Here is a 25,196-nt window from a genome sequence, read left to right as displayed (position 1 = left end):
TGTTACAATGACCATAGAAGAAATTCTTGCAGGTGAATCCAAGAATATAGAGTTCAAAGAGACCCTGCCAGAGAAAAGCATCAAATATATGAAGTCTGTGGTTGCCTTTGCAAATGGAACCGGAGGGAAAATCATTTTCGGAATTGCCGATAAAACCAGAGAGGTTGTCGGCTTTGACAAAGAAGATGTGTTCAAGAAAATGGATGCCATTGCCAATGCCGTATCAGACAGCTGTGAACCGGCAATCATCCCGGATATTACTTTACAGACGGTTGATGGTAAGACTGTCATCGTGGTAGAGGTTTCTGAGGGCAGACAACGTCCATATTATATCAAAGCTCTTGGTAGAGATGGTGGTGTATATGTCCGTGTTGCCGGAACTACCCGCCTTGCCGATGAGTATATGGTAAAGGAGTTGTTGTTTGAGGGCAATAACCGCTACTATGATCAGGCTTTATGTACTGGGTTAAATGTTACAGAGGAAGATATTGATGCCCTTTGCAAAGCTATGAAAGAGCAGGCTGTCAGAAATGCCCGTACAGAGGAACAGAAAGCATCGATTAAAGATGTGGGAAGACAGCAGTTGCGTTCCTGGGGAATTTTAATTGAGCGTGATGGAAAAGATTATCCGTCTAATGCTTTTGCTATTTTGACTGGAAACGGAGGACTTCATGTTGCAACGCAATGTGGTGTGTTCAAAGGGACAACAAAAGCAGTTTTTGTTGACCGTAGAGAATATAGCGGTCCGCTTTGGGAACAGATAGACGAAGCATTTCAGTTTGTCTTAAGAAATATTCATCTGGGTGCTACTATTGTGGGAATTTATCGCCAGGATGTTTATGAGATTCCACCGGATGCCATTCGTGAGTTGATTATCAATGCTATGGTACATCGTAGTTATCTGGATCATGGTACGATACAGGTAGCGGTATATGACAACCGATTGGAAATTACTTCTCCAGGAAAGCTGCCAATGGGACAAACGATGGAGCGTATGAAAGAAGGCTATTCCAAAATCAGAAATGAAGCTCTTGCCCATGCGTTTGCCTATATGAACCTGATTGAGCATTGGGGAAGCGGCATTCCGAGAATTATTGATAAAGTAAAAGCTGCCGGATTGCGGGAGCCGGAGTTTATTGGTGGCGAAGTTGATTTGCGTATTAATATTTATCGAGGTCAGGTTGCTACCAATAACGCCATGATTAACGCCAATGGCACTAAAAATGGCGCTAATGGCGTTAAATGTGGCGTTGATGATGGCACTAATAGCGCTGAAGTGCCGCTTAATAAGGAACAGACGCAGATAGAAAAATTGTTGCAGATTATAGAGAAGAATCCGTCTGCAACACAGGCATATTATGCGGAAAAAATGGGTATATCGAAAAGAACGGTTTCTCGAATGTTCGCTTCTTTACAGGAAAAAGGTAGATTGGTACAGGGCGGAACAAAACGAAAAGCAAATTGGAAAATTATAAGGTAGGAGGACAGCATGGATACAGATAAAATAATACAAGATTTAAATCGCAGATTTGCTGCACCTCTGGCTGAGTTTTATCAGCGTCGTATCATTTTCTGGTACGATGAAGATAAGGAATTTGAGGATAAACTGGATGAAGTGGTTTTGGAAAATGCAAAGGTGATTGCGCTGACTGGAAATAATTCGTTTTCTGTAAAAAAACTGCTTTCAGTAGATGATTTGACCACAAATTATCTGGTTTACAGTCCGTGTGTTTATAATCGCCCGGATGATAACTGGCTTCTGGACGTGGAGCTTTACAGCGAAGAGTTTCGGGCAGATCTGATTTCTATCTGGATGGATGAGATGGGACTTATATCAAATCCGGCAATGAGGAAACAGGTTAAAAATTATCGTGCTTACTTCAATGCGAAAGACCGTCGTTTGAAAGTTAGTACACAGAATAAAGTTCCGGAAACACCGGCACAGTTACACATGGCTGTTATGGCGGCAATCTGTGGATTGAAAGATGCACAGCCTAATATGATTCTCCGTAGTGTGTTCCAGGCGGGACTTGATTTGAATAATAATACGGTTTATCAGGATTTTGTAAAATATCATGCAGACACAGCATTTTGGGCGATGGTTCGTCAGGGATGCGGATTTGTGGAGGAAGAACCAGACCTTGGGCGGTTAGCAATTCATCTGCTTTTAACTGCAACGACCCGCACCATGCGGCAGGAATATCTTGCCGGACTGGACGGCTTTATTTCCATGCCACATCAGGCATATTGCTATGATTTTATTTCTGAATGGCTTCATAGTGACAACATTCCGCAATTATATGATGTGGCACGTTATGTTGAGGATGAAGCCCGTCTGTATCAGCGCTTTGAAAAGCTGACGGTAGAGGATTTGGTAGGAACAGAATGCTTCCCGTGTATTAATGAAGTGATTCTGACAAAGCTAATGACAGAGATCAGTGACCATATCATTGATGTGGATACCATTACGAATACTGTTGAAAAACGGAGAACTTGTGTATGGTATGAGCCATTTGAAAATTTTTATGACGGTATCTTACAAGTGGCGAATATGCAAAGTTTCTTTAAGGAACATTCAGCCGGATTCCATACCGCAGAAGCGAAAAGTATCTGGAAAGAATATACTGAGAGCTACTATCAGATGGACACATATTACCGTTTGTTCCATCTTAGTTTTCAAAAGAGCTTGGAGACTTCCAATATTCTGCTGGATGATTTGTTCAAGCATGTTGTCGATAAGGTGGAAGGACTTTATACTCACTGGTTCTTAGGTGAGTTGGGCAATAACTGGTCAGATGTATGTGCGGATGAACTGGCAACTTACGGTAAAGTTCTGGAAGTACCGCAGCAGGAAGATTTTTACCGTTCTCGTATTCAGACTTCGGATACTAAAGTATTTGTAATTATCTCAGATGCCATGCGTTATGAAGTGGCAGCTACGATGGCAGATCAGCTTCAGCGAGAAACGCAAAGTAAGGTTTCTATCAGTAGTATGCAGAGTATCTTCCCTTCTACTACAAAGTTTGGTATGGCAGCTTTGTTGCCGCACAAAGAATTGACAGTAGAGGTTCGGAACGATATTTTGACGGTTTTGGCAGATGGACAGTCTACGGCAAGTACTTATAGGGACAAGGTTCTGAAAACAGAAGATTCGGCAAGCGTGGCCTTAAAGTATAATGACATCATTGCTATGAAACGAGCGGAAAGATGTGCTTTGGTAAAAGGTATGGATGTGGTTTATATTTACCACGATACCATTGATGAAGCCAGCCACACTTCGGATATTGCTGTTTTTGCTGCGTGTGACAAGGCAATTTCAGAATTGAAGAATCTTGTGCGTATCATTGTAAATGAATTTGGCGGAACGAATATTTTAATTACGGCAGATCATGGATTTCTTTATACATACAGTCCTTTGAAGGAAGAGGACAAAGTAGATAAAAGAGGATTTTTTGATGTGGATGTAACAAACACTGACATTACAAAAAAAGAAAGTATCAAGCGATGTGTGGAGTATGGCAGAAGATATGCAATTATGCAGAAGGGTGTGCAACCAGATTACTTGATGCCTGTAAAATTCTTGGGCGGAAATACGGAATTCAATGGATTTGCACCGAGAGAAAGTATTCGTATCAAAATGAATGGCGGCGGTATGAATTTTGTGCATGGTGGTATCAGTTTGCAGGAAATGGTTGTTCCGGTGATTGAGTATCATTATCTCCGCAATGATTCTATGGAATATAGGCGAAATAAGCAGAAATATGATACCAAGCCGGTAACGGTCAATTTACTGTCCGCAAACCGTAAAATCAGCAATATGATTTTTTCGTTGAACTTCTATCAAAAAGATGCGGTCAGTACAAATCGTGAAGCAGCAACCTATCAAGTTTATTTTACAGATGAGGACGGCAAACAGATTAGTGATATTCAGAAGATTATTGCAGATAAGACCAGCGATAACGGTGCAGAAAGAACTTTCCGTTGTCAGTTTAATTTGAAATCTCTGAAATACAGCAATACAGCTACTTATTATCTGGTAATTGCAGATGAACAGGGATTACAGCTGCCACAGCGGGAGCCATTCCAGATTGACATCGCCTTTGCGGTGGACGAGTTTGATTTTTTTAATTAATGCCGCAGGAGGAGAGAAAGATGGAGCAATTTGCAGAGGGTGAAAGTACCCGTGAAGAAATAAAGAACAAGCTCCGTCAGAACTTTGACGGTAAGATTGTTCGGAAAGACCTGACAAAGAAAATTAAAGAAGGGGCGAATGTCCCAGTGTATGTTCTTGAGTTCTTGTTGGGACAGTATTGCAGTTCAGATGATGAGACGGTTATAGAGAAAGGCGTACAGAATGTGAAGCGTATTCTTGCTGACAACTTTGTACGCCCGGATGAATCACAGAAAATTTTGTCTCAGCTGCGTAAAAAAGGAAGTCACACAATCATTGATATGGTGACTGTTCGACTGGATATGAAAAAGGATTGCTTTTTTGCAGAGTTTTCTAATTTGGGCGTTGGTAATGTACCGATTGCCGATGAATATCCAGAAAAATTTGATCGCCTGCTCTGTGGCGGTATCTGGTGTATTGTTCAGCTGGATTATGAGGTTGAAGGCGACAATAATTTTGGCATTGAGGACATTGAGGGAAATCCGCTTCGTTCCAAACAGAAAAAGCAGAAAGATATTTCACCAATTAGTATCCGTAAGCTGACACCGATCCAGATGCCGCACATTGATATTGATGAACTAAAGCAGGGGCGAACAGCTTTTACGAAAAATGAATGGTTGGATATTCTTCTTCGTTCTATCGGCATGGAGCCAGATGAATTTACATACCGTGAGAAATGGTTGCTCTTGACCCGTATGATTCCATTAGTTGAGAATAACTTTAATCTTTGCGAGCTTGGACCGAGAAGTACCGGTAAATCTCATCTCTACAAAGAGATTTCTCCGAATAGTATCTTAATATCCGGTGGGCAGACGACAGTTGCAAATCTGTTTTACAATATGGGACGCAAAACGGTCGGACTGGTCGGCTTATGGGATTGTGTAGCCTTTGATGAAGTGGCAGGTATCAAGTTTAAAGATAAAGATGGCATTCAGATCATGAAGGATTATATGGCATCCGGATCTTTTGCCCGTGGCAAAGAAGAAAAAGCTGCTACTGCGTCCATGGTATTTGTGGGAAATATCAATCAGAGTGTGGATGTGCTGTTGAAAACCTCCAGTCTGTTTGCACCTTTCCCGCAGGAAATGGGAACAGATACAGCATTTCTTGATCGTATGCACTGTTATCTTCCTGGATGGGAGATACCGAAGTTCAGACCGGAGCATTTTACCGATGATTACGGTTTTATCAGTGACTATTTGGCAGAATTCATCCGAGAGCTTCGTAAGGAGCAGTATGGAGATGCACTTGACCACTACTTCCGCTTGGGGAGAAATCTGAATCAGCGTGATACAATTGCGGTTCGTCGTATGATAGACGGTTATCTGAAGTTGATGTACCCAAATGGTGAGTTTACTAAAGAAGAACTGGAAGAAATTATTCAGATTGCATTGGAAATGCGTCGCCGTGTCAAGGAGCAATTGAAGAAGCTGGGTGGTATGGAGTTTTATGATGTGAACTTCTCCTATATAGATTTAGAAGATATGTCAGAACATTATGTTTCTGTACCAGAACAGGGTGGCGGTAAGCTGATACCGGATGGAATGTGTAACCCGGGGCAGATTTATACCGTATCCAGAGGAAAAAGCGGCATGATTGGTGTATTCCGTTTGGAAAGTCAGATGCTTCCGGGCAATGGCAAAATTGAACGGACTGGCTTAGGCAGCGATTCTAAATGCAAGGAAGCGGTGAACACGGCATTTAATTATCTGAAAGCCAACGGCAATCGGATCAGTGGCGCTATCAGTACTTCAACCAAAGACTATATCATCAACTATCAGGATTTACAGGGAATTGGTATGACAGACAAATTGGCACTTCCAACATTAATTGCACTTTGTTCGATTGCCCTTGGAAAGCCTGTTGTCAGCAACTTGGCAGTGTTGGGAGATATAACAATTAGTGGTACAATGATAAAGGTGGATGAACTTGCCAATACACTTCAGGTGTGTCTGGATAGCGGCGCAAAGAAGGTGCTGATTCCGAGTACCTCGTTTGTTGATTTCGCAAGTGTTCCGGCTGATCTGATGAGTGCATTTCAGCTGATTCCGTACCAGAGTGCGGAAGATGCGGTGTTTAAGGCATTGGGGGTAGAATGATTGAAGAAAGACTTAATTAAACTTATAGATTCACGAAAAGAAATAGAAAAAATGTTTCATCCGTTTGGTGGCGGTATGGGAACATCCTTTGAACGGATCAGTGATGTGCCTGAATTCCAAAATTGGCTTCAAGAGATAAAATTGGAATTACAGGGAATTTATGATCGAACTCATGACACTTTTGTGTGGGAAACTATCAATTTCTGTGGCAAGCGTCTGGATGGTTTTACGGAGAAAAAGTATTTTATTGAGCTTGTCGGAAAACTTCAGGCTATTAGAAAAAATATTGATAAATATTATCCGGACGAGGAGAAAGAGTCAGGATTGTCACATTCACAAGGAGGTGCTTCTGGTATGAAAAAGAAACCGCTTATATTTATAAGTCATTCTTCTAAGAATAAGGATCAAGTTGCAAAAATTGCGGATTTACTTCGTTCAATCAATTTAAGTCCTCGCAGAGATATTTTTTGTAGCTCCCTACCAGGATATGGAATACCAAATGGAGCCAATATTTTTGACTTTTTAAGGGAACGGTTCCTTAATTATGACTTGCATATTATTTTCGTACATTCGCCAGAATATTACGAAAGCCCAGTCAGCTTAAATGAAATGGGCGCAGCATGGGTACTAAGAGCCAATGCAACTTCACTTCTTCTTCCTGGTTTTGATTTTTCTGGAATGAAAGGTGTAATTGGAAGTGACTGCATTGCTATTAAGTTAGATGGTGATCGTTCAGAAGTAAAAGATCGCCTAAATCAGTTGAGACGGGAATTAGAATCAGAATTTGATATTTCAGATAATGAAGATATTATTTGGGAAGAAGCAAGGGACAAGTTCATCAGTGAAATAAATGGCGATGTATCAACCAAAAATGAGAATATCAGTGCTACACCTGCCTTAATTACAGAGGAAATGAAGCAACTCCTTAAAAAAGTGGCAGATGCACCGGGAGGGCAGATTCTGATAACTTCAGATTTGGAATCAGGTACATATATTCAAATTGGCAGCGAAGTAGTTGCTAAGGAGTATCCAGATAGACGTGAATATGCTGTTTGGGAAGAGGCGCTTAATGCTTGTTTGAAAGAAAAATATATTGAAAGAAAAAGCGAAGAAATTTGTGTAATTACAAATGCGGGCTATAAAGTAGTTGAGTGATGAAAAATACATATAGTAGAAGAGCATTAGATTAAAAAAAGAATAGTAGCTCCCCATTATTGGAATATTGTCCAGTTTTGGGGAGCATTGTATTTGCTATATTCGCCATTTTTTCTTAGGTTCATATTTCCCACACCCATCACAGGTCTGTGGCCAGTTGATTTTCCATTCAAAATATTCATCTCTGGTAATCTCACCGGATTTCAGTTCATCCATCCGAACCACCCATTCTTTCAAAAAATCATTCAGAACTCCATAGTTAAACCACATACAGACAGGAGCATGGACAGGCCAGCTATCATTGTCATGGTAGTAAACGGAAGTGTCAGCTACTTCATTGCATTTCTCACCAGGAAATTTCCGAGGGAGAAGCAGATGCAATGCTGATGGATTAAATTCATCCAGCCAGAAAAGCAGTTCCATCATTTCGGAAGCGTCACGTCCAGCGGTATCATAGAGGGTATAAGGATTGACATCAAGAGCCTGTGCCATTTTATCGACCAGATCTTTTTTGGGAACACGAACGCCTTTTTCATATTGTACAATTCTATGCTGATCGGTCAGTCCGATTTTCTCTGACAGTTCTTTTTGTGTCATTTTCCGGAATGTCCGGATTTTTTTTAATTTCAGATTAAAATTCATAAAGTCACCTCTGCATTAGTCCTGATAAACATCCATTGAAGATAGTAAAATCAAGAAATGAATAACTATTTGTCCATATTATAACACAAACTAGCAGAAAATCAATGAAAAAGAGTACAAAAAAGAACCTAAAACGCATGAGGTGCTATTGACATTAGCAGTAACGGGGGATATAATGGCATTAAATCAAATGGGTACAAAAATGTATACCTGCAAAACTTTTGATTATTGAACCTTGAAAATTGAATGAGCTGTATGGGTGCCTTTCGGGCTTAAAGGTAACACAGGATTCCACCGCTGTATCAGAGAGTAGTATGTGGAAACCGAAGATACTCCGGCAACGGCTGGTATGCTTGAGAAGAAGCTGCCAGTATTCAGAAAGATTTCTGATAGAGGTCAATTGTAACGTTGACACCGCCATATACAAATGGAAGCCAACACGCCGAACAGAATGGAAAATCATCGTAAGAAGTCTAAACAAAAAGTAGAGTGTACTGACAACGGGCATAACCGCTGTCTCGGAGGTGATGCAGAAGAATACGGAGGAAAGGAGGTATGTGCATCATGAGAAAAACAACAGAGTATAAGACTGAGAATCGTCTGGCGGTAGATATTGAAGGATTAATGGCAATGTTATCCTGCGGAGAAGTAACTGCAAAGAAAATTGCAGATTATGCAGAAGCAAGAGTGATTATTGGAAGACGTGTTCTTTATAACGTGGATAAGATAAAAAAATATCTTGATGCAATGGCAGTGTAATGAAAGATGAGAAGATAAAATACAACAACTTTCCTTCGGAATGAAAAGCAAAAAAGGGAAAATATTCCTGTAAAACAGGCAAATAAAAATTAGCATTTTGCAGGAATTTACCCTTGGAAATCATAAAATATTATGTTAATCTGTGAGCAGATATCAGACAGTATATGACTGATACCGACAGGACAAAAATCATTCCGAATAACGAAAAATGAAGTGAAAGGAATGATTGATATGGCAAGAAAAGATAATAAAGGCAGAAATTTAAAAACAGGTGAATACCAGCGTCCTGATGGACGTTATGAGTATCGCTACAAAGATGAAATTACCGGAAAGCGTAATTCGGTTTATGCAGCTGATTTGGCGAGTTTACGAGAAATGGAAAAGAAGATCAATAAGGATATGGATGATCTGCTTATTACAGATGCATCAGTCAAGAAGCTGACTGTGAATACGTTGTTTGAGCGATACATGGCAACAAAGAATATCAAGGAAAGAACGAAGAAGAATTATATCCGTATGTGGGATTACCGGATACGAAATACTCTTGGAAACATTCGTGTTGTGGATTTCAAGACATCACATGTAAGGACGTTCTTTTCCGCATTGTCAGATGAAGGACTGGCACACAGTACGATCAAAGGTCTTTATGGCTTATTGAATCCCAGTTTTGAACTGGCAGTGGAAGATGGGATTATCCGTAAGAATCCGGTAACAGGAACACTTGGAGATTATGGGGCTCCGGCAAAAGAGAAGGAAGCACTGACACTGGAACAGCAGGAAAAACTTCTGAAGTTTGTTGAACAGAGTAATGTGTATAAGCCTCATCTTCCAATGATGCAGGTTATGTTTGGGGCTTGCTTGAGAGTGAGTGAAACCATCGGCTTAACCTGGTCAGATGTGGATATGAAGAACCGGGAGATCCATGTAGGTGGACAGCTTGTGTATTATGAAGGTGATGACGGATATTGTTTCCATGATTCAGAAACCAAAACGGATGCGGGAATCAGAGATATTCCTATGACACAGATGGTATATGATGCGTTCCGTAAACAGAGAGAGCTGAACCTGATGCTTGGTTTGCAGAGCAATGTGGAGATCGGTGGACGCAGTGGATTCATTTTCAATACAAAGCATGGACGTCCGATCATGCCGGCGGGAGTGAACAGCTTTCTGAAAAATATTGTCAATGCCTATAATAAAAAAGAAAGCAAACTGGCAGAAGAAGAGAAGCGAGAGCCGGAGCTGATGCCTCCTATTTCATCGCATACCCTTCGTCATACGGGATGTACTAGACTGGGTGAGAATAATGTCAATCCCAAAGTTATGCAGTATGTGATGGGCCATTCAGATGCACAGATCACAATGAATGTCTATAATCATATTGCTGAGAAGTCTCACGTGGAGAATGAGATGTCTAAAATGAACCTGCCGGAAACTGTACCTGCTGTGGTATAAACCAGATGTCGTTGTCGTAAAATGTGGTAAGAAAATCAGACAAATATATTTTTCAAAAGATTTGTCGTAAAAATGTGGTCAAATCAAGAAAATCGAGTGCGAAAGCAAGTGAAAAATCCCTGTGAAGCCCATAAAATCAAGGCTTCACAAAATCTTCACAAAAAAATTAGCACTCACCTCTTGACAGTGCTAACAATAAGTGTTATATTACAGCTAGAACAAAGGAAGAGGGATAAAGAGATAAGAAGATTGAAAGAAAATCTCTTAGATATCCTCCATACCAGCCGGGTTCAGTACTTAACAAGTTAGTTGATATAGATTATAAAGAAAAGGGAGAGATGACTTATGTTAATGCCTAGTATTTTTGGAGAAAGTTTATTTGATGATTTCTTTACACCGTTCTATTACGATGACAAAGATGAGAAGAAAGCAGAGAAGAAGCTGTATGGACACAGAGCACAGAACCTTCTGAAAACAGATATCAAAGAAACCAAGGAAGGTTATGAACTGATCATTGATGTACCTGGATTTAAGAAAGAGGAAGTTAAAGTGGCTCTGAAAGATGGTTATCTGACCGTCAGTGCAGCCAAAGGTCTTGATGAAGAGCAGGATGACAAGAAGACAGGACGTTACATCAGACGTGAACGTTATGCAGGAGCATGCGAGAGAAGCTTTTATGTAGGTGAAGATGTTACACAGGAAGACATCAAAGGTGAATACAAACACGGTATCCTGAAACTGTTTGTTCCGAAGAAAGAAGCAAAACCGGTTTCCAATGATCCGAAATATATTACCATTGAATAATCAGTAATTGATTTGATCAGATTCCCGTCAGACAATATCTGACCGCTAAAAAGATCGTGGTGCTGCCCGGAGACTTCGGGCAGTACCCTTAAATATAGATTTGCAGGCAACAGTCGAAAGACTTGTATATAGATTTTTTATCATAAAAGGAGAGATGACTTATGTTAATGCCTAGTATTTTTGGAGAAAACTTATTTGATGATGATTGGATGAACTTCCCGTTTAACGATGAGTTTTGGGGCAAGAAGAATCCGCTTTATGGTAAACATGCACAGAACATGATGAAAACAGATATCCGTGAAACAGACGGCAGCTATGAACTGGATGTCGATCTTCCGGGATTTAAGAAAGATGAGATTAAGGTTCAGCTGAAAGATGGTTATCTGACACTGGCAGCAGCCAAGGGTCTTGACAAAGATGAGAAAGATAAAGAAGGCAATTACATCAGACGTGAACGTTATGCAGGAACCTTAAGCAGAAGCTTCTATGTTGGTGATGCAGTCAGCGAGGAAGATATCCACGCGAAATATGAAGACGGTATTCTGAAACTTTCCGTTCCGAAGAAAGCACCGAAAGCCGTTGAGAAAAATGGTTACATCGCAATCGAAGGTTAAACCTCCATTGCTTATTCTCCCCCACATATACATGGCCGGGATCCGAAAGGATCCCGGTTTTTTGTGTGAGTTTACAAAAAGTTTCGTTGACCAGACGAGAAAGTTTTGTTAAGATTAGAACATAAAGAGCTAAAAAGAAAGGGCGATGCAGAAAAGTTATTTATCTGTACAGAAGATAAAACTTTCTGAATGAAACAGAAAGTGAAAATACATTCCGATAATTCCTTTAAGAAACGGTATTTAAAGAAGGTGGCTTATATGAAAGAATAATTTCTGAAATGGAGGAAAGAATTGGTATGTGTGATACATTGGATAAATTGAGTTTGGAAAGAAAGACAGAAGAATCTTCTGGAAAATGGGCATCATCAAATAAAGTTCTTGTTGCGAGAGATGTAGAGGGACATAAGTTTGTTGTAATTCCTCAGGTGATTTTTAAAGGAAAGCGAAGTATTTCATGGAAAGAAGTAGAGAAGTACTTGATTCGTTATATTGGATATATATTTCAAGTACTGGAAACGGAAGATTTGATTTCGGTTGACAGGATGTTTGTTAATGAGTATACAGGATCAAATTATACAAACAAGTTAAGAGGAGCATTACCTAAAGTAAAGGCAAATATGTCACAAGGGATTCCTCAAATGATTGAAATTGCAACAGACAGGCGTTGGAAGAAAGATTTCGAAAGTAAACATAAGAAACGAGCTATAAATGGCTGGTATCGTTATAATACACGCTTTGCAATGCCAGTGACAAATGAGCAGGGAGAAATTGTAGAATATAATGTATATCAGGCTGTGCTTATTGTCAGGTGCTCGGCAGATGAGAAACTATATTTGTATGATATCCAGAATATAAAAAAAGAAACGAGATACCCATCATGGATTGGAAAATCAGATGGTCAGAAACCCGTTTCTAGTATTAATATAAACTAAAAGAACAAAAGATGCAAGTATATATTTAGATTTTGAAGAAGAACCGTAACTGTTCACAGGTAGTATCCCGCGAGGTGTTTTGCCATGAATAATGGCAAAATCCCGAGACATACGGGGCAAAATGCCATCACCGAAGGTGATTTGGAATGCATTTTGACCAAGTTGCTGTGAACGGAGTGAACAGTAACGAAGAACCTAGGCTCTGTGGCTATGGGCAGTCCCGCATATATCATCTTTGTTTGATATATGCGGGATTTTGTGCTAAGATAATCCCCGGAAAGTGAGTGGATATAAATGAAAAAGAGTTCAACTTTACGGGTGATCTTCTACGTTGTGGGGCTTCTTGTCTTGGCGTTGGGAATCATTCTGAATACGAAATCAGGGCTTGGCGTTTCGCCGATCATCTCGGTATCTTATAGTATTTCTACTATATGGAATTTCAATTTTGGCAACATGACATTTGTACTGTATACAGTTTTTGTGATCGTGGAAATGATCCTGCATACGATCTGGAATCGCAGAGAGGCGGCGAAGGAAAGCGCAGCATTAAAACCGGCGGCAAGGAAATCGCTTCCTCTTATCCTTGGAATGGATCTTCTGCAGCTTCCGCTGAGTCTGATCTTTACCAGATTCATGAACCTGTTTTCTGCGTGGATTCCGGCACCATCACATGGATTTGCTTCACAGCTTCTTGTTCTGGCAGGAGGCATTATCTGCACAGGAATCGGAGCGGCAATGTCTCTGAATATGCGCATCATTCCAAATCCAGGCGACGGTATCGTACAGGCGATTGCAGATTTTATCCACAAACCGGTTGGTTTTACTAAGAATTGTTTTGACCTTTTTAACATCTGCATTACAATCAGTGTGGGAATGATCTTTGCACATAAGCTGGTTGGAGTGGGAATCGGAACCGTGGTTGCGGTACTTGGTGTTGGACGTGTGATCGCATTATTTAATCATTTCTTTATGAAGAAGATGATCGAGGCGGCAGGAGTTGAGTATTAAATATGATGGAAGGGAACATCAAAAATATTTCATAAAATAAACCTGAATTATTCACGGCTTTGTCGTGAAAGTGGCTGAAAGCCACATAGTTACTGTATTTTAATTGCACATTGCTTTTCACTTATTAAGTGAATGAAAAAAGAGCATCCATTTGTGGTAAAATTAAGGTGTTCAAAGTCTTAACAATCCCAAACAAAGGAGCCCTTTATGAGTATTGTAAACACCTTTTCACTTCAAAGCAATAGGCAAATTAAAATAAATTTTGATGGAGGTGATCTATCCTCCGATGCAGGTCTTCTTTTGATAAAAGAATTCGCTGCAAAGATCGGCTTTACAAAGCTGATCAAAAAGAAGTTTAAAACCAATGATAAGTCTATCCGGTTTCACAAAGACCATGAAAACTTATTACAGATGATCTATCAGATCATCTCTGCATATTTTCAGGATGACTGTGCGGATGAACTGACTCTGGATCCTGTTTTCAATGTCATTCTTGATAAAGAAAGTCTGGCATTGCAGCCAACATTATCAAGATTTTTCAACCGTATGGATGAAGATACTCTGGTACAGTTTGATGACATTGATAAAAATCTTAGGGATATCATTTATTTCATAAAATGCCCGGAGCATGTGCTTCTGGATTTAGACAGTACTCTTTTTGGTACTTATGGCAGGCAGGAAGGAGAAGGATTCAACTTCCATTATCAGGCACATGGCATCCATTACTATGCTATGACGGACTGACTGGAGACCTGATAAAAGCGGAACTCCGAGATGGAACGCTCCATTGCAGCAATGGGGCAGAGAGCGGCAGATCTTATTCTTGAAGATATAGAAGCTGCTAAAGATAATAAGCCAAGTGTTCAACATATGGTATTTGGTACGAAATTGATGGAGAGAGAGACGACATAAAATAAAAGAATCAGGAGAAGAAAAATGAATCAGAAGGATTTTAAGGACAAAAGCGAATTGCAGATTTTTCTGTCGTATTTTAAACCACACAGAAAACTGTTTTTCCTGGATATGGTGTGTGCATTGGCGATTGCAATGATCGATCTGGCATTTCCGTTTATTTCCAGATGGTGTATGTACAAACTTTTGCCGGATAACGCGTGGAGAACATTCTGGACGGTAATGGCGGTGGTGTTCTGTGCCTATATTTTGCGGTCAGTTTTTACTTATATTATTACCTACTGGGGACATACATTTGGTGTTCGGATAGAGACGGATTTCAGGCGTGATCTGTTTCAGCATATTCAGGAACTGAGTTATGCATATTTTGATAATGCCCGCGTGGGACAGCTGATGAGCCAGCTCACATCGGAACTTTTTGATATTACAGAGTTTGCACATCATGCGCCGGAGGATATTTTTATTTCTACGGTGACGATTATAGGTGCATTGATCATTATGTTTACGATCCAGTGGAAACTGGCACTGGTGATCGCGGTAACGATTCCGATTTTTCTCATTGTTGTGTGGAAATGCCGTTTTTCTATGCAGAACGCATCTCGTAATGTAAAAAAAGAAATGGCAGCGATCAACACAGATTTTGAATCTGGACTTTCTGGTCTTCGTACTGCAAAGGCATTTGCAAATGAAGAAAAAGAGCTTGACAAATTTGACTCTGCAAATTTAAGTTATCGCGATTCTAAAGCGGATTTTTACAGAGCTATGGGTCGATTTAATGCAGTAATGGAATTTTTTATGTGCATTCTTTCAGCAATCGTAATTGCAGTTGGAGGTGCCCTGATTATGTCGGACCAGCTGAATATTATTGATCTGATCACATTCAGCCTGTATGTTTCAACTTTTGTGAATCCAGTAAGAAAGCTTTCGACGACAGTGGAACTGATTGCGAATGGAACTGCCAGCCTACATAGATATGTGCAATTGATGAGAACAGAAGCGATGCTGAAAGATGCTCCGGATGCAGTAGAACTTCAGAAGGTAGAAGGAAAGATTGATATTGAGCATGTGGGATTTTCCTATGAAGGTGACCATGAGGTGCTCCAAGATGTCTCACTTCATATTGTTCCGGGTGAAACGATTGCGTTTGTCGGATCTTCGGGTGGCGGCAAGACAACACTCAGTCAGCTGATCCCGAGGTTTTATGATGTGACTGAAGGAAGGATTTCTGTTGATGGTGTGGATGTGCGAAAGGCAACACAGGAATCTCTGCATAAAAATATTGGTGTGGTGCAGCAGGATGTCTTTCTTTTTGCAGACAGCATTGCAGAAAATATTCGTTACGGGAAACTGGATGCGACAATGGATGAGATCATCCGGGCCGCAAAGATGGCAGAGATTTATGATGACATCATGGAAATGCCAAAAGGTTTTGATACGAATGTCGGAGAGAGGGGCGTTCTTCTTTCTGGCGGGCAGAAGCAGAGAATTTCTATCGCACGTATTTTCCTGAAAAATCCGCCGATTTTGATTCTTGATGAAGCTACTTCCGCATTGGACAGTGTGACGGAAGCGAAAATTCAGGAAACTTTTGAGAAACTAGCAGCTGGAAGAACAACGATTATCATTGCACACAGGCTGTCTACTGTGAAAAATGCGGATAATATTGCTGTCATCGAGCAGGGGCAGATTGTCGAAAATGGAACTCATGAAGAACTGATGCAGAAAGATGGTATTTATGCTTCTTTGGTTCATACGCAGGAGTTAAAAGAGTGAGATTTACAGCGGACGGTTATGCTGAATTATATGTATAAACATAAAAATTCTGCTTGCATTTAATTGAAGAAAAGGACTGAACCCCAAAGCAAAATATGGTTGCTTTGGGGTTTCCTATTTGAAATTATAAAGACTCATCAGTAGCAATAGTAATTGGAATTTCGATATTCTCCGGTGGGCAGATATTTTTGATCAGATATTCAAATAAAGTTTTTACTAATTGATAACCCTGTTGAACAGGATTCTGTCCAAGAGCGAAATCAACAGTGCCTTGTTTGAGAAGGCGGACAGTATCAGGAGTAATATCATGGCAGATGATCTTTACCTGAGGTGATTTCTCTGCTACTTCCAATGCACTTACAACTCCTGTAACCCCACCACTTGTTAAATAAATAGCACCCAGATCCGGGTAATTATTACAATATTCTAATGTGATGCGGAAAGCATCTTCTTTTTTATCCTGATTTTCCTGTATATCAAGAATTTTGAAGTTTGAATCAACTTCTGCAAGTTTGTCCTGAAATCCACTTAAACGGTCCTGATGGCAGGATAGATTGCGAGAACTGATAATAACACCGACTTGAGTACCTGGTGGGCAAATCTTGTTTAAGAGTCCGGCAGCTGTACGACCTCCTTTATAATGATCCTGGCCTATGAAAGATAAATGATGGATTCCTTCTACTCTTGAGTTAAATGTGATAACTGCCATCTGGTTCTCGATCAGATGATTGACTCTGGAAAAAATTTGTGGATCATCCAGGGGAAAAACAGCCATACCACTGACATTCATATCAACAAGTTCGTTAACAATACTTAATTGTTCAGCAGGTTCCAGGGTTGTCATCATTTTTGTAATCACTTCAAGGCCAAACGCAGAAAATTCTTTCTGCGCAGTCTGAATTCCCTCGAGAAGCTCCAGTACAAACGGGTTATAATCTGGAGTAAGAATAATACCGATTTTAATCGGATTATTGCTGTGGACGAGGGCTTTTCCAATAAAATTAGGCTGATAATGCAGTTCAGCTGCAATTTTGAGAACTTTCTCTCTTGTGGAGTCTTTAACTCCGGGACGATTATTAAGAACTTTATCTACAGTTCCTCTGGATACATTGGCCAATGCGGCAATTTCTTTAATTGTTACGGGCATACGTGTACTCCTTCTATAAAAAAATATTGCATCTTAAGCTCTGCTTTTTTACCAAAGTGGCAAAGTGAGAAATATCCATTGCACGGATAATCAATGAAATTTAATTATAGATAGAGTTTAACATGATTTTAGGCAGATGTCTATAGTATTAATAAAAAAGTTGCACGAGCACAAAATAAAGATGAAGATTCATATAGAAAACGGAATAAATATATAATATGCACAAAAATATAAATAAAAATATATGAATTTTAAACTATTGATTACAAGAAATGAATGTGATACTATTTAAACATCAAAAAGAGCACGAGCACATAAAACAGAATACAAGAAAAATAAAGAAATGGTATAAAGAAATATACTATTTTAAAAAGCAAATAAATGTGCACGAGCACATAAATAAAAAGATTAGGAAAAGAGGTATATGGATTATGAAATTTGGAGCGTTATATTCTTATTGGGGACATGAATGGAAATGCGATTATATCGAAACAGCAAAGAGGATGCATGCATGTGGGTGTGAAGTACTTGAAGTTGGAGCGCCACATCTTTTGGAAATGACCGATGATCAGTTAAAAGAACTGAAAACTACCTGTGATGAGCTTGAAATGGAGATTACTTCTAATATCGGACCTTCCAAAGAATATGACCTGGCTTCCGAAGATCCGGCAGTTCGTGCCAATGGTGTAAAATATCTCACAGATATCCTCAGAGCAATGAAAAAGATCGGATCTAAATCTCTGGTTGGTGCAATGTATTCTTACTGGCCGTGCAAAGATTTTAAATATGATGATAAAGAGGGAGCATGGGAAAGAAGTATCCAGGGAATGAAAGAAGTTGCTAAGGTCGCAGAAGAACTTGATATTGAGTGCTGCCTGGAAGTTCTCAACAGATTCGAAACTTACATTATGACAAGCTGTGAAGAAGCTGTGGAATACTGCAAGAGAGTTGGAAGTAAAAATGTCAACATTCTTTTGGACACTTTTCATATGAATATTGAAGAAGATAATCTTCCGGATGCAATCAGAAAAGCAGGCCCGCTTCTGGGACACTTCCATGTAGGAGAAGGAAATCGAAAACTTCCTGGAATGAGTAAAGGTTCTATGCCGTGGGAGGAAATGGGAAAAGCGTTGAGAGAGATTGGATATAACAAAGCAGTTGTTGCAGAGCCGTTCCTTCTGCCAGGAGGAAGTGTTGGAGCTGATATTAAGGTTTGGAGAGATCTGAGCAATGGAGCTGATGAGGCACAGATGGATAGATATCTGACAGAATCTATGACATTCCTGAAAGAAAAATTTAACGGATAAGAGGTACTGATATGGCTGAGATAGTAATTATGGGAGAACTGCTCGTTGAGATCATGCGTGCAGAAGAAGATGTACAGTTATACGAAACCGGAAAATATTTCAGAGGACCGTTTCCAAGTGGAGCACCTGGGATTTTTGTCAGTACAGCAGCAAGGCTGGGACATAGCGCATCAATCATTTCAGGAGTAGGAAATGATGACTTTGGAAAAAATATTCTGGATCGGTTGAAAGAAGTCGGAGTAGACTGCAGCAGAATTCTGGTAAGTAATGAAGCTTCTACAGGAGCTGCATTTGTAACCTATTTCAAAAATGGTGACAGAAAATTTATTTTCCATATCAATCATACACCGGCTGTAGCAGCCAAAGCTCCAGAAAAAACAGATGACTTTAACGATACGAAATATTTTCATGTGATGGGATGTTCTTTAATGGCATCCGTAGAATTTGGAAAAGAAGTTGTAAAGACCATGCACATGTTGAAGGAAAAAGGAGCAAAAGTCAGCTTCGATCCAAATGTCAGACTGGAAATGCTGAAGGAGCCGGAGGCAATGGAAGTTGTGAAACAGGTTTACAGGGAAGCAAATATTTTTATGCCTGGAGTATCTGAATTGAAAATGATCACCGGAGAAGAGAATCTGGAAAACGCAATCAAAAAGGTGTTTGATGACAATAAAAATATGGAACTTTTAGTCCTGAAAAATAGTTCCAAAGGATCTGAAATCTATGGACCTGATGGCTTGCTGGAAAAGGTCGGAGTATATCCTGTAACACAGGTAGATGCTACGGGAGCAGGAGACAGCTATGATGCAGCATTTATCTGCGGTCTTGCCGAAGGAAAAAATGTAAAAGAAGCAGCGCAGATGGGTGCAGCAGCCGGAGCACTGAATGCAGCAGCATTTGGACCAATGGAAGGCGACATTTCCAGAGAAACTGTTGAAGAAATGATTAAGCTGCATGAAAAATAGTAGGAGGGATAACATGGGAAATTATCGCTTGGAAGTGCGAAATTTACATAAACGTTTTCCTGGAGTATATGCAATTAAAGGGGTAAGTTTTCAGGTAGCGCCGGGCGAAGTTCATGCTCTGGTAGGCGAAAATGGTGCTGGAAAATCAACTTTAATGAAGATGATCACAGGAGAATATACTCCTGATGAGGGTGAGATTTTTCATAATGGTGAACAGATAAAACCGAAATCAATTGCTGATTCACAGAAAACAGGTATATCTATGATCCATCAGGAATTAGCACCTCTTCCGGATATGACAATTGCGGATAATATATTCCTGGGTCAGGAGATCATGAAAGGAAAATTCCTGAATGATCGCGAAATGATTGAACAGACAAAAGGTATTCTTCGTGAATATGGAATGGATTTTGATCCTAAATTAAAGGTCGGAAGCTTAAGTGTAGCGCAGATTCAGATGCTTGAAATCATTAAGGCAGTAAGAAAGAATGCCGATATCATTATTATGGATGAACCTACATCTTCTCTGTCAGATGAAGAATCTCAGAAACTTTTTAAGATAATAAAAGAACTGACAGATAAAGGAGTTTCCATTATTTATATCTCACATCGTCTGGAAGAAATTCTGAAGCTGACAGACAGGATTACAGTTCTTCGAGATGGAGAGTATATTAAGACGGTTGATGCGAAAGGCGTTACACAGAATGAACTGGTAGAGATGATGGTAGGACGAAGCCTGGATCAGATCTATCCGAAGGAGAAAGTCTGTATGGGAGATGTGGTGTTCGAAGCCAAGAATCTCAGCAGAAAAGGTGTTTTTGATGATATCAGTTTTCAGGTTCATGCAGGGGAAATTGTTGGATTCTCGGGGCTGGTAGGTGCCGGACGAAGTGAGATCATGAATGCTGTCTTCGGACTGGACAAATTAGATAGTGGACAGATTTTTATGGACGGTCAGGAAATAAAGGTAAGATCGCCACAGGAAGCTATAAAAAATAAGATTGCACTGGTAAGTGAAGACAGAAAAATATACGGTCTGGTGCTATGTAGATCTATAAAAGAAAATATATCACTTCCTAATCTGCCGAAATTACACAAAAATCTGTTTATCAATTCTACAAAAGAAAAAAATGCAGTAGAGGATTACAGAAAGTCATTGGGAATTAAGTGTGCAACGACAAATGTTGCCGTAGGTACTTTATCCGGTGGAAACCAGCAGAAAGTAGTCCTGGCAAAATGGCTCCAATCAGAACCTAAATTATTGATATTAGATGAGCCGACGAGAGGAATTGATGTAGGTGCAAAATTTGAAATCTATAAAATGATGGTGGAATTAGCGAAAAAAGGTATTGCAATTATCATGATTTCATCAGAACTTCCTGAGGTAATGGGAATGAGCGACAGAATTATGGTAGTGTCAAAAGGCAGAATTACCGGAACTTATACAAAAGATGAAATTGACGCGGGCTCTGTCACACAAAATAATCTGCTTAGCAGTGCGTTACAGGAAGTGTAGGAGGTAAATATGAAACGTAAAGTTTTTGATGCAGAATTTATAAGAAAATATGGAATATTGATGGTTCTGGTCATTATGTGGGTAATCATGCTGGCGGTATCTCCTACATTCAGAACGGTATCTAATGCGGTTAATATTCTTCGCCAGGTTGCAGTGAATGGAATACTGGCTATTGGAATGACATTTGTTATCATGACAGGCGGCATTGACCTGACAGTAGGTTCTCTGGTTGCTGTTGCAGGCGTTATCAGCGGAAGTATACTGGTTGTACATCCGGAGCAGGTAATTTTGGCTGTGCTTGCAGGAATCGTAGTCTGTGGTTTGTTTGGTGCAATGAATGGATTTTTTGTAGCATATATGGAAGTTCCTGCGTTTGTAGCAACTCTGGCAGGAATGACAATTGCAAGAGGATTTGCCTATGTTTATTCAGATGGAAAGCCATATACATTAAATTCTCCGAAGTTCAGAATCATAGGCCAGGGTATGGCTCCGATCATTATTTTTCTGGCTATCTTACTGATCTGTCATATCGTACTTTCAAAAATGAAATTTGGACGTTACATTTATGCAACTGGCGGTAATATAAAAGCAGCAGAAGCATCTGGCGTAAATACAAAAAAAATACTTATGAAAGTGTATATTCTGGCAGGTACTCTTTCTGGTATTGCAGGTATTGTCCTGGCTTCAAGAACAAATTCCGGTCAGCCTGCAGTTGGAACCGGTTTTGAAACAGATGCGATCGCAGCGGCTGTAATCGGTGGAACAAGTATGACAGGTGGAATTGGAACAATACCGGGAACTCTGGTAGGTATTCTGATCATTGGAACATTAAATAACAGCTTAAACCTTTTAAATGTATCTTCCTATTATCAGCAGATCATTAAAGGAATCATTATATTAGGTGCAGTATGTTTTGATATCGTATCAAAGAAAATTCAAAATAAATAAAACGAAAGAAAGAGGGAAAAACAATGAAAGCAAGAAAGGTAATGGCAATTTTAACAGCAGTATGTATGAGCGTATCTATGGCAGGCGTAGTGAGTGCGGCAGAAGAGAACAGCGGTGCAGATCCATCTACAATTGAAAAGGCGGCAGAAGATTCCAGTGTAAAAATTGGAGTTCTCATGAAGACAATGTCTGATGCTTATTCCAACAAATTAGGTACTGCAATTCAGGATTATGTAGAAAAGAATTATCCGAATGCAGAATTATATCTGATGGATGGACAGGCAGATATTGCGAAACAGATTTCTCAGGCAGAGGATATTATTGCGAAACAGGTAGACGTAATTATCCTGAATCCACAGGATGCGGATGGTTCTGCACAGGTACTTACTCTGGCAGCAGATGCTGATATTCCGGTGGTAGAAGTTAACACGGAGACGACAAGTACAGATTATGTATCTTATGTAGGTTCCAATGACTCTGAGGCCGGAGAAATGATGGGAAATTATGTAATGGAACAGTTAGGGGATGGCGGTCAGTATGCAATTCTTGAGGGCGAAATGGGTCAGAGTGCACAGTTGCTTCGTTATCAGGGATTAGAGGAGACTATTTTAAAAGATGATAAATATGAGTGTGTTGGTACATTGTCTGCGAGCTGGCAGCGTGATAAGGCAATGTCTACTACAGAAGACTGGATTGGAAAATATCCGGATCTGAAAGCTGTTATCTGCGAAAATGATGATATGTCCATGGGCGCATTACAGGCAGCGGAAGCAGAAGGTAAAGACCTTGTTATCATTGGTGTAGATGGAATCAGTGATGCACTTCAGGCTGTAAAGGACGGAAGACTTTCTGCAAGTGTACTTCAGGATGCAGATGGACAGGCAAGTGCAGTAATTGATGTTGCAGTAAAAGTTGGTGTTGGTGAGGAAGTAGAATCAAGATATAATGTACCATTCCAGTTAATTACTGCTGACAATGTTGATGATTATTTAGAATAATTTGCAGAAATCCGCTTGAATAATTATATGGAGGAAATAATCTCATGTCACTGGTTACAACAAAAGAATTATTATTAAAAGCTCAGGAGGGTCATTATGCAATTGGAGCTTTTAATGTAGAAAATATGGAGATGGTTCAGGCAGTAGTGGCAGCAGCAGAAGAATTAAATGCACCTGTTATTATGCAGACGACGCCTTCTACTGTGAAATATGCAGATGTAGATTACTTTTTTGCAAATGTGGCAACGGCGGCTAAAAAAGCCAAAGTTCCGGTCGTGATGCACCTGGATCATGGAAACAGTTTTGATCTGGCTATGAAAGCGTATCGTGCCGGTTACACCTCCATTATGATCGATGGGTCACATGAAAACTTTGAGGATAATATAAAAGTAACAAAATCTGTTGTAGATGCCTGCCACTCTGCAGGTGTTCCAGTAGAAGCAGAGCTTGGAAAAGTTGGCGGCAAGGAAGATGATCTGGAGGGCGGTGATGGAAATCCATATACAGTTCCTTCTGAGGCAGTTGAGTTTGTAAATGCGACAGGTGTGGATTCTCTTGCCGTTGCGATTGGAACGGCACATGGTGTATACAAGGGAACTCCGAAACTTGATGTAGACAGACTCAGTGAGATCAGAGAAGTCGTATCCATTCCGCTTGTTCTTCATGGTACCTCCGGCGTACCGGATGATGCAGTAAAAGAATGCATCAGTCGTGGAATCTGCAAGGTAAATTATGCAACAGATTTACGTATTGCTTTTACAAAGGGTGTGAGAAAATACCTTATGGAAAATCCGGATGCAATCGATCCAAAGAAATATAATGCATCAGGGCGTGAAGAAGTGAAGCAGTATGTAATGTCAAAGATCAAAGTCTGCGGAAGTGTAGATAAGGCATAAGACTGAAGCGGGGAGAAGATTATGATTACTACGGTGACTATGAATGCTTCAATCGACAAGGCATATTTTATGGATCATACGATTGAAAATGGGACTGTCATGCGAGTTGCCAGATGCAGGAATTCAGCAGGTGGAAAAGGTCTGAATGTGGCCCGGGCGATTAAGCTGTGCGGGGAAAAAGTACAGGCAACAGGAATTACTGGTGGATTTAACGGACAGTATCTGGAATCCATGCTTGCCCGGGATGGGATTGCATATCATTTCGGACATATGGAAGGAGAAACGAGATGCTGTATCAATATTCTGGATGAAGGATATGGTTCTACGGAGTATCTGGAGCCAGGATCAGAGATTTCGGCAGAAGAAGAGGCAAGGTTTATAGAGCAATTGCCAGAGATTGTGAAAGACAGTGAGATCGTTACAATTTCCGGAAGTGTTCCATGCGGAATGGGAAAAGATATTTATGCCAAGATCATTACAAAGCTGAAAGAGGCTGGTAAAAAAGTTATTCTGGATACCAGTGGCGTTCTTTTACAGGAAGGAATGAAAGCAGCACCAACATTGGTGAAACCGAATCAGGATGAACTGGAACTGCTGTTTGATACTAAAATACACTCTATGGATGAAGTAATAAAATATGCAGTTGAAATTCATGAATCAGGAATTCCGTATGTGGCAGTTTCGCTGGGTGGAGAAGGAGCACTTCTTGTGTGTGAAGAAGGTATTTATCATGGAAAACCTCCCAAAATCCAGGTGGTAAATACCGTTGGCTGTGGTGATTCTATGGTTGGTGGCTTTGCAGTTGCTCTTAAGAGAAATTACAGGGCAGAAGAGGCATTGAGTTATGCTGTGGCAGTATCAGCAGCAAATGCACTTTCTCCAAATACGGGAGATTTTGATCCCGTAGAATATCAGAAGATATATGACAAAGTTGTTGTCGAAAAGCTAAGATAAGGATATACTTATCCGGGACTTTTTAAAGTCCCGGATAGTGCATCTTGAGCAAATAATATATACAAACACAAAAATATAAAAAATTTTAAAAATCTGCTTGCATTTTCCGGAAAATGTGGTATTATAGTTAGTGCATTACAG

General features: G+C 40.0%; 21 protein-coding genes and 1 pseudogene. 20 read left to right on the top strand and 2 right to left on the bottom strand.

Annotation, left to right across the window (positions count from 1 at the left end; all coding sequences use genetic code 11):
* Positions 1-7: 7 nt before the first annotated feature.
* The 4 genes from DXC01_RS13410 to DXC01_RS13390 are packed head-to-tail and all read left to right on the top strand — an operon-like array spanning position 8 to position 7,425.
* Positions 8-1,480, top strand: coding sequence for an RNA-binding domain-containing protein (locus DXC01_RS13410; RefSeq protein ID WP_118447463.1), 1,473 nt, complete (start codon positions 8-10; stop codon positions 1,478-1,480).
* 9 nt (positions 1,481-1,489) lie between these two features.
* The gene (gene pglZ / locus DXC01_RS13405) at positions 1,490-4,132 is read left to right on the top strand and encodes a BREX-1 system phosphatase PglZ type A (RefSeq protein WP_118447462.1); all 2,643 of its coding nucleotides are present in this window, start codon (positions 1,490-1,492) and stop codon (positions 4,130-4,132) included.
* 20 nt (positions 4,133-4,152) lie between these two features.
* Positions 4,153-6,270, top strand: coding sequence for a protease Lon-related BREX system protein BrxL (gene brxL / locus DXC01_RS13400; protein ID WP_118447461.1), 2,118 nt, complete (start codon positions 4,153-4,155; stop codon positions 6,268-6,270).
* Positions 6,271-7,425, top strand: coding sequence for a toll/interleukin-1 receptor domain-containing protein (locus DXC01_RS13390; protein ID WP_227164610.1), 1,155 nt, complete (start codon positions 6,271-6,273; stop codon positions 7,423-7,425).
* 96 nt (positions 7,426-7,521) lie between these two features.
* Here DXC01_RS13390 and DXC01_RS13385 read toward each other — a convergent pair whose 3' ends face one another.
* Positions 7,522-8,067: a helix-turn-helix domain-containing protein gene (locus DXC01_RS13385; RefSeq protein WP_118447460.1), complete on the bottom strand. Its 546-nt coding sequence runs from the start codon at positions 8,065-8,067 to the stop codon at positions 7,522-7,524.
* Positions 8,068-8,631: 564 nt separating this feature from the next.
* Between DXC01_RS13385 and DXC01_RS13380 the strand changes: the two genes are divergently transcribed.
* The 9 genes and pseudogenes from DXC01_RS13380 to DXC01_RS13345 all read left to right on the top strand — a co-directional run bounded on the left by DXC01_RS13380 (position 8,632) and on the right by DXC01_RS13345 (position 16,324).
* Positions 8,632-8,826: a hypothetical protein gene (locus tag DXC01_RS13380; RefSeq protein ID WP_118044984.1), complete on the top strand. Its 195-nt coding sequence runs from the start codon at positions 8,632-8,634 to the stop codon at positions 8,824-8,826.
* A 231-nt stretch (positions 8,827-9,057) separates the two neighbouring features.
* Complete coding sequence (locus DXC01_RS13375; protein WP_118699097.1) at positions 9,058-10,281, top strand: tyrosine-type recombinase/integrase; 1,224 nt, start codon at positions 9,058-9,060, stop codon at positions 10,279-10,281.
* 345 nt (positions 10,282-10,626) lie between these two features.
* Positions 10,627-11,085 carry an Hsp20/alpha crystallin family protein gene (locus DXC01_RS13370; protein WP_118699090.1) on the top strand — a complete coding sequence of 153 codons (459 nt, stop codon included), beginning with the start codon at positions 10,627-10,629 and terminating at the stop codon, positions 11,083-11,085.
* A gap of 161 nt (positions 11,086-11,246) precedes the next feature.
* Positions 11,247-11,699, top strand: a complete 453-nt coding sequence (locus DXC01_RS13365; RefSeq protein WP_072522282.1) for an Hsp20/alpha crystallin family protein — start codon at positions 11,247-11,249, stop codon at positions 11,697-11,699.
* A 296-nt stretch (positions 11,700-11,995) separates the two neighbouring features.
* Positions 11,996-12,631: a hypothetical protein gene (locus DXC01_RS13360; protein ID WP_173905414.1), complete on the top strand. Its 636-nt coding sequence runs from the start codon at positions 11,996-11,998 to the stop codon at positions 12,629-12,631.
* Between the two features lie 294 nt (positions 12,632-12,925).
* Positions 12,926-13,639, top strand: a complete 714-nt coding sequence (locus DXC01_RS13355; RefSeq protein ID WP_118699089.1) for a YczE/YyaS/YitT family protein — start codon at positions 12,926-12,928, stop codon at positions 13,637-13,639.
* Positions 13,640-13,846: 207 nt separating this feature from the next.
* Positions 13,847-14,439: pseudogene (locus DXC01_RS13350) on the top strand (transposase); the annotation flags it as partial.
* Positions 14,414-14,551, top strand: coding sequence for a transcriptional regulator (locus tag DXC01_RS20320; RefSeq protein ID WP_022213550.1), 138 nt, complete (start codon positions 14,414-14,416; stop codon positions 14,549-14,551). The pseudogene DXC01_RS13350 and the gene DXC01_RS20320, both read left to right, overlap by 26 nt.
* Positions 14,552-14,575: 24 nt before the next feature.
* Positions 14,576-16,324, top strand: a complete 1,749-nt coding sequence (locus DXC01_RS13345; RefSeq protein WP_022213549.1) for an ABC transporter ATP-binding protein — start codon at positions 14,576-14,578, stop codon at positions 16,322-16,324.
* Between the two features lie 124 nt (positions 16,325-16,448).
* Here DXC01_RS13345 and DXC01_RS13340 read toward each other — a convergent pair whose 3' ends face one another.
* The gene (locus DXC01_RS13340; RefSeq protein ID WP_118699088.1) at positions 16,449-17,471 is read right to left on the bottom strand and encodes a LacI family DNA-binding transcriptional regulator; all 1,023 of its coding nucleotides are present in this window, start codon (positions 17,469-17,471) and stop codon (positions 16,449-16,451) included.
* Positions 17,472-17,902: 431 nt separating this feature from the next.
* On the opposite strand from DXC01_RS13340, the gene DXC01_RS13335 reads away from it, so the two are divergent.
* From DXC01_RS13335 to pfkB, 7 genes are read left to right on the top strand one after another with little or no spacing between them, the layout of a single operon-like run.
* Positions 17,903-18,778, top strand: a complete 876-nt coding sequence (locus DXC01_RS13335) for a D-psicose 3-epimerase (protein ID WP_022213547.1) — start codon at positions 17,903-17,905, stop codon at positions 18,776-18,778.
* A gap of 11 nt (positions 18,779-18,789) precedes the next feature.
* Positions 18,790-19,743, top strand: a complete 954-nt coding sequence (locus DXC01_RS13330; RefSeq protein WP_022213546.1) for a sugar kinase — start codon at positions 18,790-18,792, stop codon at positions 19,741-19,743.
* A gap of 13 nt (positions 19,744-19,756) precedes the next feature.
* A complete protein-coding gene (locus tag DXC01_RS13325) occupies positions 19,757-21,259 on the top strand; it encodes a sugar ABC transporter ATP-binding protein (RefSeq protein WP_022213545.1) in 1,503 nt (500 codons plus the stop codon).
* Between the two features lie 9 nt (positions 21,260-21,268).
* On the top strand, positions 21,269-22,207 hold the full coding sequence (locus DXC01_RS13320; RefSeq protein WP_022213544.1) for an ABC transporter permease: 939 nt from the start codon (positions 21,269-21,271) through the stop codon (positions 22,205-22,207).
* Between the two features lie 23 nt (positions 22,208-22,230).
* Positions 22,231-23,205 (top strand): substrate-binding domain-containing protein, encoded by a 975-nt coding sequence (locus DXC01_RS13315; RefSeq protein ID WP_022213543.1) that lies wholly within the window; start codon positions 22,231-22,233, stop codon positions 23,203-23,205.
* Between the two features lie 44 nt (positions 23,206-23,249).
* Positions 23,250-24,101, top strand: coding sequence for a class II fructose-1,6-bisphosphate aldolase (gene fba / locus DXC01_RS13310; protein WP_118699087.1), 852 nt, complete (start codon positions 23,250-23,252; stop codon positions 24,099-24,101).
* Between the two features lie 21 nt (positions 24,102-24,122).
* Positions 24,123-25,055 carry a 1-phosphofructokinase gene (gene pfkB, locus DXC01_RS13305; protein ID WP_118699086.1) on the top strand — a complete coding sequence of 311 codons (933 nt, stop codon included), beginning with the start codon at positions 24,123-24,125 and terminating at the stop codon, positions 25,053-25,055.
* Positions 25,056-25,196: the final 141 nt, after the last annotated feature.

This window comes from Blautia sp. OM07-19, from assembly GCF_003481595.1.
In the GTDB taxonomy this organism is placed as follows: Bacteria; Bacillota; Clostridia; order Lachnospirales; family Lachnospiraceae; genus Blautia_A; species Blautia_A intestinihominis.
Note: the sequence above shows the minus strand (reverse complement) of the source record. Positions and strands in the feature narration are given on the sequence as shown.

Bases quoted from the DNA above. Each gene is read 5' to 3' on its own strand.
- DXC01_RS13340 (WP_118699088.1), bottom strand. From the start codon at position 17,471: ATGCCCGTAACAATTAAAGAAATTGCCGCATTGGCCAATGTATCCAGA.
- DXC01_RS13325 (WP_022213545.1), top strand. From the start codon at position 19,757: ATGGGAAATTATCGCTTGGAAGTGCGAAATTTACATAAACGTTTTCCT.
- DXC01_RS13335 (WP_022213547.1), top strand. From the start codon at position 17,903: ATGAAATTTGGAGCGTTATATTCTTATTGGGGACATGAATGGAAATGC.
- pglZ (WP_118447462.1), top strand. From the start codon at position 1,490: ATGGATACAGATAAAATAATACAAGATTTAAATCGCAGATTTGCTGCA.
- pfkB (WP_118699086.1), top strand. From the start codon at position 24,123: ATGATTACTACGGTGACTATGAATGCTTCAATCGACAAGGCATATTTT.
- brxL (WP_118447461.1), top strand. From the start codon at position 4,153: ATGGAGCAATTTGCAGAGGGTGAAAGTACCCGTGAAGAAATAAAGAAC.
- DXC01_RS13375 (WP_118699097.1), top strand. From the start codon at position 9,058: ATGGCAAGAAAAGATAATAAAGGCAGAAATTTAAAAACAGGTGAATAC.
- DXC01_RS13330 (WP_022213546.1), top strand. From the start codon at position 18,790: ATGGCTGAGATAGTAATTATGGGAGAACTGCTCGTTGAGATCATGCGT.
- DXC01_RS13370 (WP_118699090.1), top strand. From the start codon at position 10,627: ATGTTAATGCCTAGTATTTTTGGAGAAAGTTTATTTGATGATTTCTTT.
- DXC01_RS13355 (WP_118699089.1), top strand. From the start codon at position 12,926: ATGAAAAAGAGTTCAACTTTACGGGTGATCTTCTACGTTGTGGGGCTT.
- DXC01_RS20320 (WP_022213550.1), top strand. From the start codon at position 14,414: ATGGAACGCTCCATTGCAGCAATGGGGCAGAGAGCGGCAGATCTTATT.
- DXC01_RS13315 (WP_022213543.1), top strand. From the start codon at position 22,231: ATGAAAGCAAGAAAGGTAATGGCAATTTTAACAGCAGTATGTATGAGC.
- DXC01_RS13385 (WP_118447460.1), bottom strand. From the start codon at position 8,067: ATGAATTTTAATCTGAAATTAAAAAAAATCCGGACATTCCGGAAAATG.
- fba (WP_118699087.1), top strand. From the start codon at position 23,250: ATGTCACTGGTTACAACAAAAGAATTATTATTAAAAGCTCAGGAGGGT.
- DXC01_RS13320 (WP_022213544.1), top strand. From the start codon at position 21,269: ATGAAACGTAAAGTTTTTGATGCAGAATTTATAAGAAAATATGGAATA.
- DXC01_RS13360 (WP_173905414.1), top strand. From the start codon at position 11,996: ATGTGTGATACATTGGATAAATTGAGTTTGGAAAGAAAGACAGAAGAA.
- DXC01_RS13380 (WP_118044984.1), top strand. From the start codon at position 8,632: ATGAGAAAAACAACAGAGTATAAGACTGAGAATCGTCTGGCGGTAGAT.
- DXC01_RS13410 (WP_118447463.1), top strand. From the start codon at position 8: ATGACCATAGAAGAAATTCTTGCAGGTGAATCCAAGAATATAGAGTTC.
- DXC01_RS13345 (WP_022213549.1), top strand. From the start codon at position 14,576: ATGAATCAGAAGGATTTTAAGGACAAAAGCGAATTGCAGATTTTTCTG.
- DXC01_RS13365 (WP_072522282.1), top strand. From the start codon at position 11,247: ATGTTAATGCCTAGTATTTTTGGAGAAAACTTATTTGATGATGATTGG.